The sequence below is a fragment of the Pediococcus acidilactici genome (genome assembly GCF_016127815.1).
In the GTDB taxonomy this organism is placed as follows: domain Bacteria; phylum Bacillota; class Bacilli; order Lactobacillales; family Lactobacillaceae; genus Pediococcus; species Pediococcus acidilactici.
Genome location: NZ_CP066046.1, coordinates 1,213,285 through 1,232,104 on the forward strand (window position 1 = coordinate 1,213,285; position 18,820 = coordinate 1,232,104).

At 34.7% G+C, this 18,820-nt stretch carries 19 protein-coding genes; all 19 read right to left on the bottom strand.

Features of this window, described 5'->3' with window-relative positions; genetic code table 11:
• Positions 1 to 15: 15 nt before the first annotated feature.
• Positions 16 to 1,110 (bottom strand): PTS fructose transporter subunit IIC, encoded by a 1,095-nt coding sequence (locus I6H64_RS06110; RefSeq protein ID WP_056985227.1) that lies wholly within the window; start codon positions 1,108 to 1,110, stop codon positions 16 to 18.
• 32 nt (positions 1,111 to 1,142) lie between these two features.
• Complete coding sequence (locus tag I6H64_RS06115) at positions 1,143 to 1,451, bottom strand: PTS fructose transporter subunit IIB (protein ID WP_008842279.1); 309 nt, start codon at positions 1,449 to 1,451, stop codon at positions 1,143 to 1,145.
• Positions 1,452 to 1,475: 24 nt separating this feature from the next.
• Positions 1,476 to 1,937, bottom strand: coding sequence for a PTS sugar transporter subunit IIA (locus I6H64_RS06120; protein WP_008842278.1), 462 nt, complete (start codon positions 1,935 to 1,937; stop codon positions 1,476 to 1,478).
• An 11-nt stretch (positions 1,938 to 1,948) separates the two neighbouring features.
• Positions 1,949 to 2,380 carry a PTS sugar transporter subunit IIA gene (locus I6H64_RS06125; RefSeq protein WP_008842277.1) on the bottom strand — a complete coding sequence of 144 codons (432 nt, stop codon included), beginning with the start codon at positions 2,378 to 2,380 and terminating at the stop codon, positions 1,949 to 1,951.
• Positions 2,368 to 3,810 (bottom strand): BglG family transcription antiterminator, encoded by a 1,443-nt coding sequence (locus I6H64_RS06130; RefSeq protein WP_056985224.1) that lies wholly within the window; start codon positions 3,808 to 3,810, stop codon positions 2,368 to 2,370. Before I6H64_RS06130 ends, I6H64_RS06125 begins: the two co-directional genes overlap by 13 nt.
• Positions 3,811 to 4,031: 221 nt before the next feature.
• Positions 4,032 to 6,356, bottom strand: a complete 2,325-nt coding sequence (locus I6H64_RS06135) for an MGH1-like glycoside hydrolase domain-containing protein (protein WP_008842274.1) — start codon at positions 6,354 to 6,356, stop codon at positions 4,032 to 4,034.
• A 480-nt stretch (positions 6,357 to 6,836) separates the two neighbouring features.
• Positions 6,837 to 8,255 carry an oligosaccharide flippase family protein gene (locus I6H64_RS06140; protein ID WP_008842273.1) on the bottom strand — a complete coding sequence of 473 codons (1,419 nt, stop codon included), beginning with the start codon at positions 8,253 to 8,255 and terminating at the stop codon, positions 6,837 to 6,839.
• Positions 8,256 to 8,269: 14 nt separating this feature from the next.
• The gene (gene rfbD, locus I6H64_RS06145) at positions 8,270 to 9,112 is read right to left on the bottom strand and encodes a dTDP-4-dehydrorhamnose reductase (RefSeq protein ID WP_036685824.1); all 843 of its coding nucleotides are present in this window, start codon (positions 9,110 to 9,112) and stop codon (positions 8,270 to 8,272) included.
• A 51-nt stretch (positions 9,113 to 9,163) separates the two neighbouring features.
• Complete coding sequence (gene rfbB, locus I6H64_RS06150) at positions 9,164 to 10,192, bottom strand: dTDP-glucose 4,6-dehydratase (protein ID WP_008842271.1); 1,029 nt, start codon at positions 10,190 to 10,192, stop codon at positions 9,164 to 9,166.
• 12 nt (positions 10,193 to 10,204) lie between these two features.
• Entirely contained in the window at positions 10,205 to 10,786 is a 582-nt protein-coding gene (gene rfbC / locus I6H64_RS06155) for a dTDP-4-dehydrorhamnose 3,5-epimerase (RefSeq protein ID WP_008842270.1), read from the bottom strand.
• Between the two features lie 10 nt (positions 10,787 to 10,796).
• Positions 10,797 to 11,663 (bottom strand): glucose-1-phosphate thymidylyltransferase RfbA, encoded by an 867-nt coding sequence (rfbA, locus tag I6H64_RS06160; RefSeq protein ID WP_008842269.1) that lies wholly within the window; start codon positions 11,661 to 11,663, stop codon positions 10,797 to 10,799.
• Between the two features lie 18 nt (positions 11,664 to 11,681).
• Positions 11,682 to 12,530 (bottom strand): glycosyltransferase, encoded by an 849-nt coding sequence (locus I6H64_RS06165; RefSeq protein ID WP_008842268.1) that lies wholly within the window; start codon positions 12,528 to 12,530, stop codon positions 11,682 to 11,684.
• A gap of 3 nt (positions 12,531 to 12,533) precedes the next feature.
• Positions 12,534 to 13,544 carry a capsular polysaccharide synthesis protein gene (locus I6H64_RS06170; protein WP_176594882.1) on the bottom strand — a complete coding sequence of 337 codons (1,011 nt, stop codon included), beginning with the start codon at positions 13,542 to 13,544 and terminating at the stop codon, positions 12,534 to 12,536.
• On the bottom strand, positions 13,522 to 14,772 hold the full coding sequence (locus I6H64_RS06175) for an oligosaccharide repeat unit polymerase (protein WP_176594883.1): 1,251 nt from the start codon (positions 14,770 to 14,772) through the stop codon (positions 13,522 to 13,524). Before I6H64_RS06175 ends, I6H64_RS06170 begins: the two co-directional genes overlap by 23 nt.
• Positions 14,773 to 14,806: 34 nt before the next feature.
• Positions 14,807 to 15,808 (bottom strand): stealth family protein, encoded by a 1,002-nt coding sequence (locus I6H64_RS06180; protein WP_008842265.1) that lies wholly within the window; start codon positions 15,806 to 15,808, stop codon positions 14,807 to 14,809.
• Entirely contained in the window at positions 15,808 to 16,623 is an 816-nt protein-coding gene (locus I6H64_RS06185; RefSeq protein ID WP_008842264.1) for a glycosyltransferase, read from the bottom strand. The genes I6H64_RS06180 and I6H64_RS06185 overlap by 1 nt, the downstream gene beginning before the upstream one ends.
• On the bottom strand, positions 16,610 to 17,275 hold the full coding sequence (locus I6H64_RS06190) for a sugar transferase (RefSeq protein ID WP_008842263.1): 666 nt from the start codon (positions 17,273 to 17,275) through the stop codon (positions 16,610 to 16,612). The genes I6H64_RS06185 and I6H64_RS06190 overlap by 14 nt, the downstream gene beginning before the upstream one ends.
• Before the next feature lies 1 nt (position 17,276).
• Positions 17,277 to 18,065, bottom strand: a complete 789-nt coding sequence (locus tag I6H64_RS06195; RefSeq protein ID WP_002829826.1) for a tyrosine-protein phosphatase — start codon at positions 18,063 to 18,065, stop codon at positions 17,277 to 17,279.
• A 2-nt stretch (positions 18,066 to 18,067) separates the two neighbouring features.
• A complete protein-coding gene (locus tag I6H64_RS06200) occupies positions 18,068 to 18,814 on the bottom strand; it encodes a CpsD/CapB family tyrosine-protein kinase (protein ID WP_008842262.1) in 747 nt (248 codons plus the stop codon).
• Between the last annotated feature and the right edge of the window lie 6 nt (positions 18,815 to 18,820).

An 18,820-nucleotide genomic window follows, 5' to 3' on the forward strand; every position in this document is an offset into this window, starting at 1 on the left:
TCTACCCCTTGCTTATTAATTAATTTCCAAATCGTCTAAACTGATATCTTCCTCAACATTATCGTTAGCCTTTTCGACCTTCCCATCTTTTTTGATAATTGCATAAACTAAACCAGTTACAAAAATATTAACGAGTAATGATGCTAACCCTGCTAAAGGTTGCGACATAGTTGGAAGCATTAAAAATCCACCGAATGGGACTGTAGCATCCGCGCCTAAAACTAACGTAGTTGCTCCACCACACATACCACCAATAGCGGCGGCTACAATTCCTCGTACTAAATCATTCATTACAATTGGTATTGATCCTTCTACGATGTTTACAACTCCCATAGGTACCGCAGATTTAAGTGTTTCCACTTCTTCTTGTGTGTATATGTTTTTCTTTAACATTTTGGCGATTAAAAAAGCTAACCCAAATCCAATTGGAGTTGCAGTGTTTACTAATTGCAAAGCTGTTACTGGTCCATTAATTCCTTGTGCCTGAAGAGTTAATACGAATGCAAATACCGTCTTATTAATTGGTCCACCAAAATCAACAATACTTAAAACCCCAATCGCTGCACCAAAAATCAAATTAGATGTTGAACCTAAACCTTTTAGCAAATCTGTTAACCATCCTGTGAACCAAGCAACTGGGGTTCCAATGATATAAATCATGATTAAACCACTTAGAAGAGAAGCTAAAAATGGAATAATTAAAGTCGGCATGAGCCCTTTAGCCCAGTTAGGTACCTTTACGTGCTGCATGATTAAAACTGCAAAGAGCCCCGCAATGTAACCGCCTACAATTCCGCCAATAAAGCCAGCTCCAATAGTATTAGCAGCCAATCCAGTTACAAATCCTGGAGCAATACCTGGTTTTCCAGCAATTGAAAAAGCAATTCCTGTTGATATAATTACCGGTAACATGCCAAGTGCTTTTCCACCCATGGTTGCTAAGGCTTGCCAAAAATTAAAATTACCAATTACTAATGCATCTTGTGCTTTACCGCCTAATGCCATTCCAATCGCGATAATGAAACCTGCTCCACAAACAATGGGAATCATATAGGAAATTGCAGTTAATAGGTGTTCTTTTAAATTCATTTTCTTGGTTAATTCTTTCATGGATTTCTTCTCCTTAAATTAATCAATGCGAACTACTTTGCTAATTCGCCCAATTTTTCAATTAACTTATTTGGCGATTTGATAGCTACTTCAGTTGAAACTTTAACAACCTTTTTACCTTTAAATCGTTCTTCACCAGCTATTTTCACGTCTACGGCCAAAATTACTATATCTGCTTTATTGATTTCTTCAGGCGTTAATTCATTTTCAATACCAATAGTGCCCTGAGTTTCAATTTTTGCTTCAAACCCAGCTTTTTTTGCAGCCTCTTCAATCTTTTGTTGTGCGATATAAGTGTGTGCAATTCCTACAGTACAAGCTGCCACCCCTACAATTTTCATATCTAAAGTTCTCCCTTCATAACTTTAATCTTCAAAAGCCATTACTACATCTTTTGCATTATTAGATTTTAGTAATTTCTTTATTACTTCACTTTTTCCTAATTTCTTTGCAAATAAAGACAGCATTTTTAAATGTTCTCTTGCCCCTTCATGATCATCGCTTACCGCAAAAAGAATAATTACCTTAACTCCATGATCATCTAAGGTTTCCCATTGAATCTCGTCGTCCAGAATGCCAATTGCTACCCCGATTTTTGCGACATCGCTACTTTTTCCATGAGGGATTGCAACGTACTCACCAATACCAGTGGAACCTTGAGTCTCCCTTATATAAACGTCCTTAAGATATCCGTCAATGTTTTTTAGATAACCGTTATTGAAGAGGATTGTAGCCAGCTTTTTTAACGCTTCTGCTTTATCCTTTACTTTTAGATGCGTTGCAATTGTCTTCTTATCAATTACTGTATTAATTCCTAAATCCATCATTATTCATCCTTTTACCCGCTAATTATTTTTTCAATCAATTCCCTATCGCCTAAGTAAAGAGACTTCTTTACCTCGTCCTTAATAAAACTTTTTAAGATTTTAGATATTTGTTTGGCTGCTGGAAGAGTAATGTCTTCTCGTAAACAGCAAAAAATAAAATATTGTGCTGCTGAACTTCCGTCCCATAGTTCTACTGCATCTTCTAAAGAAACAAATATTACTACGTTTTTAACGAAAATATTACTTTGAGCATGCGGAGCCGCAATCAAATCGTCAATCATAGTACTTCCCAGATTTTCTCGTTGGTTAAGTTCTCTAAATAAATCTTGCCGTTCACTAATTAGGTGATTTTCTTCTAAAAACTTAGCGACTTCTTCAAAAAGCTCTTCTTTACTGTGACTATTTAAATTCCAAATTGCATAACTATCTACTAAACTTTCCACTGTATGTTCCTCACCGCTTTTTTAACGTTATCTTCATCTTCTTTTGTAAGCATGGCGCTAACAACCACCACAGGTATGTCTACCTGTGAAGATGATCGAATAGTAGAAATAATTAACCTTGTCTCTGGATGTTTTTTTAGTGCCATTGCTAAATTAAAACTCGAAATAGTCTCAACAATTTTCAAATCAGGAAATTTCTTTTCAACTTTTACTCTTAGTAATTCAGAGGTTCCCACCCCGGTCGCACACATTATCAAGGTCGGTATTTGTGGACTCTCTTCTTCAAGCGCCATTGCAAAATATAAAGTAAGAAACCCTATTTCATTTTCATCTATTTGAGGAACTTTCAACCTATCCGTTATTAATTGAGTTGCCTGTTTTATATAATTAAACATTTCGCCGTATTCAATTCGAATCTGTACTAATAAGCTGTTATTAATTTTGATTCCATTCTCCAATCGATTAAGCATTGGTCTAACATGTTCCATTAATCGATTATGAAAACTAGAATCGGTAAATTTTTTGCCACTTATGTTTTCAACAGTTTCGATTAAATAATTAGTAAAATTAATCGTCTTACCATCGTTTCGAATATTTTGGGCTACTCCCGGCAAGCGCGAGGAAATTAAATATTCATATAGATAGTAAGCTTCGTTTCGTGATAACTTTTTATGCACATAGTGCTCAATATTTTGGATAACTTCTTCAGAAACTATTTTCAATAAGTTTGTAGGCTCAATTTTTCTGAAATATTCGCTAATTTCTTTGGACGATTCCGCCACTTGTCGCTTGCCCTGGTTTCTCGTACGGTCAACTAAAATGTACATATGCGTAAATAGATTTACATTATATGGGTAAGGGATTGTACTTTTTATTCTGCTTTCAATTAAATCAATCTGCTTAAATACAAACCGAACATCATATTTCCTCGTAAAATTGTCATTTTTGAGAATTTGTTTTAAATCAATGACATCTCGGTCATCAGTTAAATCCTTAATTGCTTGTCGAATATTAAATTCTGCTCCAGAAACGCTAAGATATTCATTTGATCGATGCACCTCAAGATTGTATTTATTTAACACATGTTTAATAAATTTTTCGTCACTAATTTTCGATGAGTCACTAATATAATATTTATCGAACAACGTCTTTATCCGCACTTTAGCTGGAGCTTCTTTTAGCAACACTTTCATAATTTGATTACGCCGTTGAATTGGTAGTTCATCATTTATAGAATTTGGCTTTTTTCCTTCGTCAGTACTTATATATTTTGAATAATCAAGTTTGTATCCTTGTCCTCGTTCTGATAAAATAAGCGGCCCATTTCGATAATTTTTATTAATTGCGTTGATTGTTCGATAAACTGTCTTAAGGGAAACATCCAGCTTTTTTGCTAATTTTTCAGCTGATACGTAGTTTTCTTGATTCATCAATAAATAGATGATGCGCTTGCCCCTCTTATCCGTAACATTCCCTCCCTTCAACTTATATATTAAAACGCTTTCATTTTTATACACACAGACTTATGACCATTGCAATGGTCACTAAACTATTACGACTAATTTTTTTGGATAAATTGTGCATACTAAAAAGCCCTCAATCTATATAATTGACGGCTTTTATTAAACCTATTCAGTAAATTTAACCTGTCCTACTTAAAATACTGCTGCGACGACGTTTGGTCATCACCTAAAACATTGTGGTGCAACATGTAAAATACCCCTGAAGACCAAGAGAAGTTTGACGAATTCAAACCGTCTCCATTTAATGGGTTATAGTTTTCACGAATTGGTCCGCTTCCCGTTAATCCTTCGGCGTGGTCGAATAGCTTTTCGGTTTGCTTAAGTGCCTCAGAATTGTAGTTATAATTCTGTAACCCTTCGATACCAAACATCGCTTGATCCAGCCAAACTGGTCCTCTCCAATATTGGGTTGCAGTGAATTTTTTGTTATCCCGCGAAGTAGTTGGGAAAGGCATGTACGTGTTAAACATCTTTTTATTCATCAATACTTGTTTTACCTGAGCTGCTTGATCAGTCGTTGCAACCCTTGCCCAAAGCGGAATCAACCCTTCAGGACCCTTCCCTCGATTTGAAAGCAACAGAGTCGATCCATCTTTGTTACTTTGTAAGTCGTAGAAGAACCCGGTTTTCTTATCAAACATTTTAGATTGAATCTTATTTTGTAATTGTGAGGCTTCAGCGGTATATTTTTCAGCATCGGCGGTATATCCGAGTTCGTTAGCAATCGCCGCTAAAAATCCCTTATCAGCGTACAAGTAAGAATTCAAGTCAACGGACTCTTGGTTAACTGAATATCCAACAACCTTACCCTTGCTGTCCTTATCTGGATAAACTTTAACACCTTTATCAGCCTTGCCCACTCCAGTAGCATCAAACCTTACCGCATTGTCCATTCCAGATTCCCATGCGGAAGCAAGAATTACTTCTTCTTTATTAACAACTTTCTGATTGTGCTTATTCTTCTTGTAATGCAATGGATCGACCGTTGCGCCATATTCAACTAAACCGTCCTTATTGTAATCCCTATTGGAGTACCACCAATCATGGTAGGCAACCAACTTAGGATACATTTCCTTCAAAAAAGCTTTATCCTGATTTGATTTATAAACCTGCCAAACTGCCCATGAAGCTAATGGTGGCTTAGAATTACGTTCATTCCAGTTAATTCCATCCCCACCGCGTTCCTTATTCTTGTTGTAGAAGATGGCATCGGGAATCATCCCGGCATCTTGCGGACGCACCTTATCTTTTTTAGTAATTTGGTAATCGAATAACGCCTTAATTGAACTTTCCGCTAACTCTGGGTCAAACTCTGCCACGGCAGCGGCATGTTTCCATGAATCCCATGCCCATAAGCCTTCGAACCATTGGTCAGACATCGAAGGAACGATTCCATCATGTTTTAATTCTCCAGCTGGGCTTATCCAATTGGTTACTAAAGTTTCCATTCCTTTAACTGCTGCCCGATCATACTTGGCTTTGTTAGCAACTTCCTTCTTACTTTTATCATTCTCCGTTGCCTTAGTGATATAGTTATTCCAACGATTTTCGTTTTGTTGGAAGAGGGTATCTACATTTGCAAAATCATTATTGGCCTTTGCTACTTCAGCATCCGCCTCTTTTTTTGTAAAGGTATAAGACTGGGTAGATTCTAAGGTTTGACTTTCGCCTGGTTTAACGGTAAGAGTTTTATTTAAACTACTCTTGTATTTGTCACCCTTGATACTAGTTTTAACTGGCGCGCTGTAAACCACGTTAAACTGATTACCAGCAGTGGTCATATAATAGTTATCGTTTCTAACCTTCGAAAATTTGACCTTTACCCCGTTAGTTCCTTTCACTAACTGCTGTTTAAAATTAACCGTTTTCTTTTCCCGGGTCTTTAACTTATTGATAATGTCTCCCGTCCAGTACGCTTTTAAACTTAGATTAGTCTTGCCAGTATTTTGAATGTTTGTTCTAACCATTGCCGTGCGGCTATCAGTAAAAATCAGATCCAAAGTGACCGTCATATTTTTAAACTTATAAACCTGGTTCAAACGACCTGGATAATAGTTAAAACTTCTCTTAGCGTCCGCAAAGTTAAATTCTTTATTCGTTTTTGCGTTGATAATATGTAGCTTAGAAATTTGGTGCGACAAATTGACTGGATATTCTTCAGCAATGATCATGGGTCCCGGGAAACCACCATACGTCGAAGATACCCCTTCTTTTGGCAAATAATAAGCATGCCAAGCACCTTGATCCGAAAAAGATGAATACTTATTGGTAGATACTTTCTTATTCTTTGAATAGAAATTTGCAGTCGGATTGCCACTTATATCTAAGACATTTTTGTAATCTTCTACCGTGTCAGCTTTAACAAAATATCTGTTTTCGCTTAGTAAAATTCCGATACTTAGCCCACAGACTACGCCTAAAAGGCATTTTTTTATAAGACTAGAATTAATCATGTGTTACCCCTTCCCGTAAAAATATCAATATCTCTCAAAAAAATTGGAAACATAAACTTTTTTAATAACAGCATATTTATCTCCACTTGCAATTAGAATGGCGATACATTACCACATTAACTTTAATTTTTTATGTTTTAAAACATACTGTTTGTCAGCTATAACAGTATCATTAAAGCGCATACATTTGAATGATTTTTTTGATAATTAGGTTAATTACTTTTAGTGAAATTTCATGAAAATAAATACGTGATTTGGTAAATATATCCACTGCAACAAAAAAAGTCGTCAATCAGGGTGATTGACGACTTTTTCTTGTTAGATAAATATATTTCATAGATCAATAGACATGTTACCATTTATTAGTTAAGTTAACAAGGGTTATTAGCTACACATGTATTTTAATGCGCTATTATTTTCTATTAGCATTTTAATTGTTTAAATACTTCACTAAGATTCCAATTAAATTTGAAAAAACTATCATCTTTTCTTTAAAATGCTTTTGGCTTCTTTTAAAATATCTGTTCTTAAAATATATAGCATTCCTAGATAAGTTATAGCACCTATTATGACTTCTATTCCTAGTGCTCCCCATGAGTAATTTAATTTTTTATTTATAAAAAATACAACCACAAACATTAAAAATCCTGCAAACAAATATTTTCCAAAATCATGAAATAATTTTTTATAACTAATTTGTTTCCTAATAGCAAAAAGTTGATATCCGCTTACCGTCATCTCTGAACAGACTGTAGCAATACTTGCTCCAAAAGCTCCTAGGCACAAAATCAAAGGAATATTTATCACAATATTTACTATAGCTCCTAAAACTACAGAAACTGTATAACTCTTATTTTGCTTTGTAGGTAACAAATACTGCACACCTATAGCACTGCCCCAAGCAATTATTGGTATGACTATTGATTCTACTTGCATAAGTGGAATCACAGCAATAAATTTTTTTGAAAAAAACAAGGGTACAAATTTACTTGTGACTGCAATCATTCCAAACATCATCGGAATTGACAGCGCTGATACGAATGAAAAGCTACTATATAATGATTCTTTTGTTTTCTGTATATCGCCTCGCATATATGCATTTGCTACATGGGGCAACATTACTGTACCTGTAGCGGTAACAACCGCCAATACTAATTTTATTACCTTATCAGATTGATCAAAAAATCCCGCTGCCACAACCGTATCCAGAGTTCCCAACATGGTTTTATTTACTACTAAGTAAATTTGAATGGCAACTTGCGGAATAAATAAAGCTATAGATGGGCTAAAATGCTTTATTATATTAAGTGATTTAAAATCAAGTTTTCCAATATAACGTTTTAAATTAGGAAATAAAGTCAGATTTCCAAATAACAATGATAGTGACAGAATGAGTATATACGTAAACAAATCATTAAAATCTTTTACAAAAGTAAATATGCAGAACAGTGATATTATCTTTATTACTAAATTTCTAAGTACTGTTACAGCAAAATTTTCGACACCCATAAAGAACCACGATATATCAAAAGCTGCTGCAATGATAGAAATCGATTGTGCTATATAATATGATCTATATTCTTTTGTTAAAAATAAAAAAGCTACAAAGAATATATACGCAACGGTTATCGTAATAATTCTCAGAAAGAATATTTCATAAAAAGTCTTTGTAATTTCTTTTTTATTGTCTCTGACAAAAGCAATTTGTCTGTTACCATAAATATTTATCCCAATACTACCAGCGAGAATAAAATATTGAATAATTGAATTAGTATATGAATTAATCCCCACGCCTTGGGGTCCTAAAGCTCTTGAAAGGTATGGTGTAGTAACCAAAGGAACTAAAAGAACAAATATTTGGTAGAAGGCGTTGTACAAATAGTTCTTAACAACTTTCATTTAATCAATCCTCACTAATCCACGTTTTCCAAAAACTTAGAAAGTGCCTCTTTCCAATCGATAACTTTAAAACCAGTACCCTTAGTTTTACTTAAATCCATAACTGAATGCTTTGGTCGGTAAGCCTTTTGAGGGTATTCTGCCGATGTTACTGGTGATACTTCTACTTCAGTATCTTTTAAAATTTCTTTTGCAAATTCAAACCACGAACATTCACCATCGTTAGATAATTGATAGAGTCCATACGCAATGTTATTTTGAACTGCATATAGCATAAACTCTGCTAGGGTTCTTGTCCAGGTTGGACGCCCAACCTGATCGTTAACTACGGTAAGCTTGTCATGCGTCTTAGCCAAATTTAACATCGTGAATACAAAGTTTTTGCCATATTGTCCAAATACCCAAGAGGTCCGAATAATATAGTACTTACTCATTGTTTCAGCAACTATTTTTTCCCCTTCATACTTAGTACGACCGTATTCGTTTTTTGGATTTGGTTGGTCATCTTCCGTATACATTCCACCATTATTACCATCAAAAACATAATCTGTACTAATATAAATTAAAGTTGCTCCAACCTTTTCGGCAGCTTCTGCTACATTCTTGGTTCCGTCAACATTAACTTTTTGATTAATTGATTTTCCAGGTTCTTCTTCAGCAGCATCTACTGCAGTAAACGCTGCACAATGAAATACGTATTTTGGAGTGTTTTCTTCAAAATAATTCATTACAACGTCACGATTGGTAATATCTAATTCTTTAGCATCTGTAGCTGTGTATTTAATATCCTTTTCGTCGAATAAATTTCTTAATTCCGTACCTAGCTGTCCATTTGCACCAATTACTAGATTTTCCATGTTAACCTCCAAAAAAAGTAGGCATACGCCTACTATATTAATTTAAATTTATTATTGTCCGTTAGCAGCATATTTCTTTTCCACAGCTGCTTTCTCATCTTTCCACCAATCTTCGTGGTTCTTATACCATTCAATTGTGTGACGCAATCCATCTTCGAAATTCGTATATTTAGGTTTCCAACCTAATTCTTCACGTAACTTGGTTGAATCGATTGCATACCTTAAGTCATGTCCTGGACGATCTTTAACTTGTTCGTATGCATCTTTTGGTTGTCCCATTTCTTGTAAAATTAACTCAAGTACTTCTTTATTATTCTTTTCGCCATCTGCACCAATTAGGTAAGTCTCGCCAATTTTACCTTTTGTTAAAATTGTCCAAACTGCCCGAGAATGATCGTTAGTATGAATCCAATCACGCACATTTTTTCCTGTACCATATAATTTAGGCTTAATACCACTCAAAATATTAGTGATCTGGCGAGGAATAAATTTTTCAATATGTTGATAAGGACCATAGTTATTAGAGCAATTGGAAATTGTTGCTTTTAACCCAAAAGATCTTACCCAAGCTCTAACTAATAAGTCAGAACTGGCTTTTGATGAAGAATAAGGACTACTTGGTTTGTATCTAGATTCTGGAGTAAACTTTTCCCCTTCACCTTCACCATGTCCGGGGAGATCCTCACGCAATGGTAAATCTCCATAAACTTCATCTGTAGAAACATGGTGGAAACGAACTCCATATTTCCGACAAGCTTCTATTAAAGTATAAGTACCAACGATATTTGTTTGGATGAATGGACTAGGATCAATTAGTGAGTTATCATTGTGGCTTTCAGCGGCGTAATGAACAACCGCGTCCACATCTTTAACTAGTTTATCAACTAGTTCTGCATCCGCAATATCCCCCACCACTAATTCAACACGCTCTTCTGGCAATCCCGCTAAGTTAGCGCGGTTCCCAGCATACGTCAACTTATCTAGTACAGTAACGTGCACTTCCGGATGATTTTCGACTACATAATGGACAAAGTTAGAACCGATGAACCCAGCACCACCGGTAACAATAATATTCTTCATTCTCAGCACTCCTTAAATTTCACCGTAAACAAAAGGATTATCTTTTTCAAATTCTGCAAATGTTGGTTGAGCTGCATCTTTTTCAGAAGTAATTGCCATGTCAAAATCAATTGGCCAGTTAATACCTAACTCTGGATCCTTGAATGAAATTCCACCATCTGCTTCAGCATTGTAGTAATTATCGCATTTGTATAAAAAGTTTACGTTGTCAGTAAGGGTAACAAAGCCATGCGCAAAGCCCTTTGGAACTAGTAGCTGACGATGGTTGCTTTCTGAAATAATGTAACCTTCCCATTGTTTGTATGTAGGGGAGCCCTTCCGTACGTCAACAATCACGTCAAGAACAGCTCCGGTAACAACCCGAATTAATTTAGTTTGAGCAGCCTTCCCGCGTTGAAAATGTAATCCACGTAAAACACCTGCTTGTGCAGAAAGCGATTGGTTGTCTTGAACAAAGTCAAAATCAATTCCAGCATCCTTGAAATCACGATCTGAATATGTTTCAGTAAAGAAACCACGATGATCGCCGAAAACAGCTGGCTCGATAATCTTTACATCTTGTAGATTTGTTGTCGTTACTTTTAATTTTCCCATAGCTTATTTCTTACCCCTCAATCAATCTTAATAAATACTTACCATAGTCATTTTTCTTTAAGGGTTGCGCTAACTTAAATACTTGCTCCCGATCGATATATCCCATTCGATAAGCAATCTCTTCAAGACACGCGACCTTTAAGTTTTGTTGTTTTTGAATTGTGGCAATGAAACTTGATGCTTCTAACAATGAGTCATGGGTTCCCGTGTCTAGCCATGCGTAGCCTCGTCCCATAACTTGCACATCTAAGTTTCCCCTTTTCAAATATGTATCATTAATATCTGAAATTTCTAGTTCTCCACGATCAGAAGGTTTTATTTGCTTAGCAATTTCAACCACATCATTATCGTAGAAATATAAGCCAGTTACAGCAAAATTACTTTTTGGATGCTTTGGCTTTTCAACAATGGAAACTGCGTGACCATCGTCATCAAAATCAACAACCCCAAAACGCTCTGGATCTTTAACTTGATATCCGAAAACTGTTGCTCCAGACGTCTTTTCACTTGCTTCTTGTAAAAGCTTTGAAAGTCCAGCACCATAAAAAATGTTATCGCCTAAAACCAAAGCAACGGAATCATTACCAATAAAATCTTCGCCTAAAATAAATGCTTCCGCTAAACCGTTAGGTTGTTCTTGAATCTTATATTGGATATTAATTCCAAGTTGTGAGCCATCACCAAATAAAACTTTAAATTGATCGATGAAATCCGGTGTAGAAATCAACAGAATATCCTTAATTCCAGCAAGCATTAGCACCGATAGTGGATAATAAATCATTGGTTTATCATAAATTGGCACTAACTGCTTACTTGTCGCTTTAGTTATCGGGTATAACCTTGTACCCGAACCGCCAGCTAAAATTATTCCTTTCACGAAAATTCCTCCTCCGTTTTAAGCTCTATGCAGTACCCTTAACAAAAAATTATCTATGCGGTTAACCAATCTATAGAACATTTTATAACTCTTTGATATACCGTAGTAATTAGATAATAAGTATAATCTACTACTATCGTTAATTTTTTTAAATTTCAATTTCGGTAATTCTGTAGACCCTCTGCCTATATGCTTAAAATTATAATCAGTTAATAAATAATTTTGTTTGTTTATTCGTTTTAATCTTACAAAGAGAATTTCTTCTTCATAATACAAGAATGTATTGCTATCGAAATAACCAACCTTTTTAAAAGTAGTTTGTCTAATTCCAAAAAATGCGCCCATAACAATATCAACAGGTATTATATTTCTGCTATTTCTATACATACCACCTTCTCTAACACCCATCTTTAAGGATATCCATCTAAAAATCCAGGAATTAAACATAAAACCTGTTACTGGAGTTAAATGGTGCCAAGCAGATTTTAAAGTTCCATTTATTTTCGTCGTGACGGCGCCTGTATCAAAATTTTCCTGAATAAATTTATGTACAGCATTTACTGCATTTAAATCTGGAAAAGAATCTGGATTGACTACGTAGATTATATTGTTCTTTGACACCCCATATAGTTTTTCGATCAATCTGAAGCCAAAGTTATTTCCACTCGCATAACCTAAGTTAGCATTAGTTTGCCCAACAGAAACTCTTTCTTCATCAATGTAATTTTGTTTTAAGACTTCAAAAGAGTCATTAGCAGACATATTGTCTACAAGTACTATCCTATCCATTCCATTCTGTATAAGATTATCCACACATTCTATACTTTGTTTATAATTATTAAAATTTAGAACAACAGCAATTTTCATCTTTTAAAAATTCTCCATTATAAACTCTTCAGTAGTTATCTTGCTATTTACTGTAGGAACCCATTCTTTCTTATAAGTCAATTTAAAAAAATAATTTTTTTTATTTTCTATAATTTTTTTTATTTGTTCATTTACTGGTTTATTCCACAATTGCATACCTACCATTCCATAAGGGTTGATTATTGGCATATCTTCCCACCAAGTACTTAGTTGTGCAATATTATTTTTTCCTGCAAAGTAAGCTTTAAAATTAGCAAAGTAATCAAATTTTATTACTTTATCAAGCAATATCTTTTCTGTAATTTCTAAAGCAAACTCGTAAAAAGTAGCTCCCTTTTTTCCAACTAAAAAACTGTTATTAAATCCTTCTACAAAAGGAATGGCGATATATTCACTCTTTTTATCAGTAACGTCGTAAATTTTATTCCATACTAGTAATTTCGGGTTCCAAATCTTATTGTCCAAAGGCTTAATCATAAAATGGGTCGCGTCTTGCCAAATACCACCATAATCTCTTAAAAGTTTCATTCGAATGTAGTCTGTAAAGTGAGCAGGCTTAATGTTTCCCTTTTTAAATTCAGAATAGATTTTAGGATTAACTTCAATGTATTCATGTATATTTTTTAATGTAATAACTTTAACTTCATAGCCATTTGAATTCTTCTTTAAAGACTCTATACACTTCTTTACTATCTGTGGCATATCATTGAACCCCTGTAACCAAGCTGTCCATATTATTTTTTCTTCCGGAACTTCCCCCTCATGCCAAGTCATATTTTCATATTTCTTATAGATATCCTCATACTCTTGAAAGATATATTTTTCGACCATTTTATCTGTGATAGTCGTTAACTTACGTGCCATTTTCCCAAGAGATAAAAATTTTTTGTTTGTTTTGATGAAAAACTTTTTCAAAAATAATGCACATAACTTTATTAAAATAAACTTATTTCCTTCAATAACTCCAAAACAATCATAAATATTGCATAATCTAGACACGCCTGTTTCCTCCATGAAAATCTACTTCCAACGTACCATCCGATATACTATCCATTAAAACAAGTAGCAATGGTAAGTATAAAATCCTCTGTGGATCAAACAGTGACGTACTAATCCAACTGCCAAATATTAAAACGAATACAACTAAAAACAAATATTTCGAATGTGACTTAATAAAAAGGCTAACAGTCGTCACAAAATATACAAGTATATTAAAAACCCCTAGCCAACCATATTGTGCAATTAATCCAATCATACCAACATCATCATAATTATACGAATAAACGTTACCGATAATATCTACATGTTTATTATGCACAAGATTTGGAAAAACATCATCCCTAGCAAAACCTATAGAAAACCATTTATGCAGTGATATGTTTTGTAAATAATATCTCATCGCTTCTTGGCGAATTGACAAAGAAATTCCACGAGAAGAATTACCAAAGATAATATTGATAATAAATTTGACCATAAAATACAACACCGGAATAGTTAAAATACCTAGAGTTAATATTACGAGGTCTCTTCCAAAATGCCTATTTATGAACCAAAGGATAAATAACAATAAAACTAGCATAGTCATAACTATGTACGATCTAGTTTGACCCACTAAGAAAATAAAAGCAACGTATACTCCAATATACAATGTATACTTCCAACGATTAAACAGGTTCAACCCGGATACAATTGAGAATATTATTAGTAACAAAGCAACAAATATAAAGTCAGAAGACGATGGCATTCTAGTAAAACCTAATTTTACAAATCTCATAGAGGTTGCAGTATTATAGTCATTATTGCTCATAAAAAAGATAACTTTGCCAAATTTAGATATGAAAATAGATTGAAAGATTTTGATTAATGAAAGTATAAAAGCAAAATTTGTAAAAATCTTCATCAAATTAATCCATGACTCTTTAGAAGAAATTGCTTCTGAAAATGGAAAATACAATACTATTAATAAAAAATAATAGCTAACAAAAAAAGTCTTAATTACAGGTTGCCCATAAGTGGAAACCGTAGCCAATAATACAGCTAACCAAGATATCAGAAATAAAGCAACAAATAAGAAATAATTTTTTTTGCGCCTAAAATCAATACCATAGGCAATACTTCTAATGAATATATATATAAAGGCTACTACTAATAATAGTTTTTTCTGCGAATATGACGTGAAACTGGCTAAAAAACTTGTTTGTGTATTTATTAAATCAAAAAAATTAATTTGCAAAAGCAACATAAACGTAATAAAAAACTTGTCAAGTGTCCTCACTCTAATCTCCCTTTTCAAAAGATGATTTTAACGGATATTTCACATTAAAAACATCTATTAACCCCTTTGATATTTTTCCGAAAAGTGCCTCATCTATCTTAGAATCATCGTTTAAAACTATCATTTTATGCTTACTTTTTTTTACATCAAGTAAAGCTTTTCTGTAGTCGTCTTTCAAATCATATATTTTTCCTACTCGTGGGCTTCTGATAGAAAAATCACCTTGTACCAAAGAATAATATCTGACCAACCATATTGAAATATCGTTTTTATTTCTAAAACGATCATTCATAGTTTTGGTGTAAGCCTCATTATTTTCTTCTATAACATTCTTCATGTTTGACTTTAAAAAAGAGTATGGATAATGTAAATCAAAGAATCGTGTGAATTTAGGCCAGAAAAAAAGCAACATCGTATAAATATTTAACTCTAAATTAATGGGATTAATAAATTTAAAAAATTGTTTTCTCATGACTTTCTTTTTGTCAAATTCCTGATTGATAATGCGCATGTTGTTAGTATGTATATAATCAAAATCATATAGTGGTTGGATAGCATTTAACCCTGCTGTATCTTTAGGCAACCCACTTTTCGAGAAGAAATCGGTAGGCTTAACAGGCTTATTTAAAAACATATCATCATTAAAATATACAAAATGTTCTTCTAAATTTTTTATTTTATATAAGTTAAGTTCGATAGCATTAGAGTTAAAAACAGGTCTATATTGCTCATTAATAATTTCACTATGGTCAATAACCGTAATCTTAGAATTTTTATCTTCTAACCAACTTGGTTTCTGACTATCTGTTACTAAATATATGTGATTTACCCACGGTGCATTCTGTTCTACTGCTCTAAACCAGTATTTAAAGATACCGTAGTCTCTAAACCTAGCATTTTTTACATCTAAAGTATCGTCATCTTTATACTTTATATATTTTTTTAACCACTTTGGATCTTGACCATTGACCCATGACACAACAAAATCAATCTTAAAATCCATTACCATAATTTCCAACCCCACTTATTAAAGTAAATATACATACTTTTTAGCATTTGCTTAATCCCTTTAATTGACTTCCTATTTTGTCTTTGCCACTCATGATAAACAACTGCATCAGGAAAAAAAACAACATCTGATACTTCATTAACTTTTTTTGTAATATCACTATCTTCCATGTAGAGAAAGTACTTCTCATCAAACCCCTTAATCTCTTTAAAGATTTGAGTTCTAAACATCATAAAAGATCCCGGAACATTATCTGCATGGTGAATTTTTGAATATCCATCAGGTAAGTTCACAAAATATTGCTTGCGTTTTTTAAAAAAGGGACCTCCAATAAACCTTAGTGCCATATCTAAAAGTGTAGACTCTTTTTTTAATAGATGCTGAATGCTGCCATCTGGATACTTAATTAACGGAGAAAGAAGCCCATACTTCTCATTATTTTCCATAAAGTCGATCATTACATTAATTTCATTTTTACTGCGTATTGTTATATCAGGATTTAAAACAAAGTGAAAATCGCTATTAATCTTATCTAATACTAAATTATGCCCAGCCCCAAAACCTTTGTTTTTGGTAGGGAGGATTGTAAAAATTTGTTTGTTATTTTTAGAAATTTCTAATAATTTTTTTGATAAATCGACGTTATCTGGAGAATTATTCACTAAAAAAAGTTTTACTTCTTCTATATCCGTAGTAACCTCAAAAAAATTACTTACCAATTTTTTAATTTCTGTTACATCATTGTTATATAGCACAATAGATGCTGAAATTTTAACCAATGTCTTCCCTACTTTCTTAATACGCACCATTTGGCTTAAAAACTATTAGTACTGTTCTAAGAAGAATATTCAAATCCAAAAAAACACCACTATTTTGTATATAATTCAGATCTAGCTCAACCATTCCATCAAAATCCACATCATTTCGACCACTAACTTGCCATAAGCCTGTACAACCAGGTTTTACGGCTAGCCGTTGACGATCGTATTCTGAATATTCCGCAACTTCCCGTTCCAGCGGTGGACGCGGGCCAACTAAGGTCATGTCACCAACCAAAACGTTCCATAATTGTGGGAGTTCATCCAAACTATGTTTGCGCGTGAACCTCCCCACCTTAGTAATCCGGGGATCGTGTTTCATCTTGAACATGGCCCCATCGACCTCATTTTTTTCAAGTAAATCTTCAAGCTTTTTATCAGCATCGACGATCATTGATCTAAATTTATACATTTTAAAAGGCCGCTGACCTTTTCCCAATCTTATTTGTGAATAAAAAATTGGTCCCCGATCTTCGGCCTTAATTGCTAGGCTAATTATTAAAAATAATGGGGATAACAAAATTAAACCTGCACCACTTGCAATGATGTCTATTGCTCGCTTAAAAAAATGATAAATAAAACGTCGATTTTGATATTGCTCATCAATCACAATTTTTTTATTTTCTGTCATTTTAATCTCCATTTTAGAACAACCAGAACCTCTTTTTCTTTCTTTTTTTAACTTCCGATACGTGCAGGATATCGTCCGTAGCAATCGAGTCCCCATTTACGATTGCCTTTGCGTTGTAGTTAAAACTTGTTGCCTTTCTTTCAGTAGTTTTCTTCGTTAACTTATTAAATGCGTCCCGCATTAAGAACCGCCGTCCCTTAAAATTATGGGCGTCGGACGCAAAGATAAAACCTAAGTTAGCGTCAATGAAGCGTTGCGTCAGCTCTTCGACGTGATTGCCAAACACGCCCAGGTAGCTGCTACTGGTCAATTGCGATAAGCAACCCATTTCGATGAAATCGTATAACCGATCCGGATTTTTTTGAAATCCGTGATTTCGTTCAGGATGGGCCAGCACCGGAGTGATACCCCGGGCAATTAGCTCAAAGACCATATCTTCTGCGTACTCTGGAATTCCGCTGTGCGGAAATTCGAGCAACAGATACTTACCCGCTTCATCCATAAATAAGATGTCGTCTTGGTCAATTGCGTCTAACAATTCACCAGTCAAATGCACTTCTTGCCCGGGAAAAACCGTCAACGGAATTCCCGCTTTGTCTAATTCAGCTTGAAAAGCATTTGTTTTAGCAATAACGTCTTTTTTATGATTGGTGTACATTCCGTCCATGTGATGCGGCGTTAATAAAATGTGTGAAATTCCTTGTTTAACCGCTTCGCGCGCCATGTCGAGCGCCATCGGTAGGTCTTTCGCGCCGTCGTCAACCCCTGGCAGAATGTGACAATGTAAATCAATTAAACCCATGATTACTTATCATCCGTTCCATAATAACCACCATAGTAGCCACCGTAATAGCCACCATAGTAACCCGTTGATTTTTCAGCAGATGCACGGTTCAAAATGGCACCCAAAATGTTTGCCTGAACCGTTTCGAGCATTTGTTTAGCATGCCGAACGCCCGCTTTATCCGCGATTCCTTGAGGCACTACTAAAACAGTCCCGTCCGCACGTGCAGCCAAAACTTGTGCGTCGGTAACCGTATTGACGGGCGGTGCATCGATAATAACCAAGTCAAACTTGGTGGTGAGCACCCCTAGAAGGTTAACCATCTTAGATGAACCTAAAAGTTCGGATGGGTTAGGTGGAATTGGACCACTAGGCATTACGGAAAGATTTTCTACTACCGTACTGTGAATTGCGTCATCCAAGCTACCAGTGCCAGCCAATAGGTTACTTAAACCAACCGCGTTGCTAGTCCGGAAAGTCCGGTGCACGGTTGGGCGGCGCATATCCGCGTCAACGATTAGAACACTTTTGCCTTGGTCAGCCCAAGTTACCGCCACGTTGTTGCTGACGGTCGACTTTCCTTCAGATGGTGCCGAAGAGGTAAAGACGATCGATTTTAATTGCTTATCCACTGACGAGAATTGGATGTTCGTCCGCACCGTCCGGAATTGTTCAGCAATTGTGGAAGTAGGATCATTATAAGTAATCAATCCGACTCCATTTTTTAGACTTTCATTATCTAGCTTTGGTTTCTTCTTAAAAAACATGCTTAT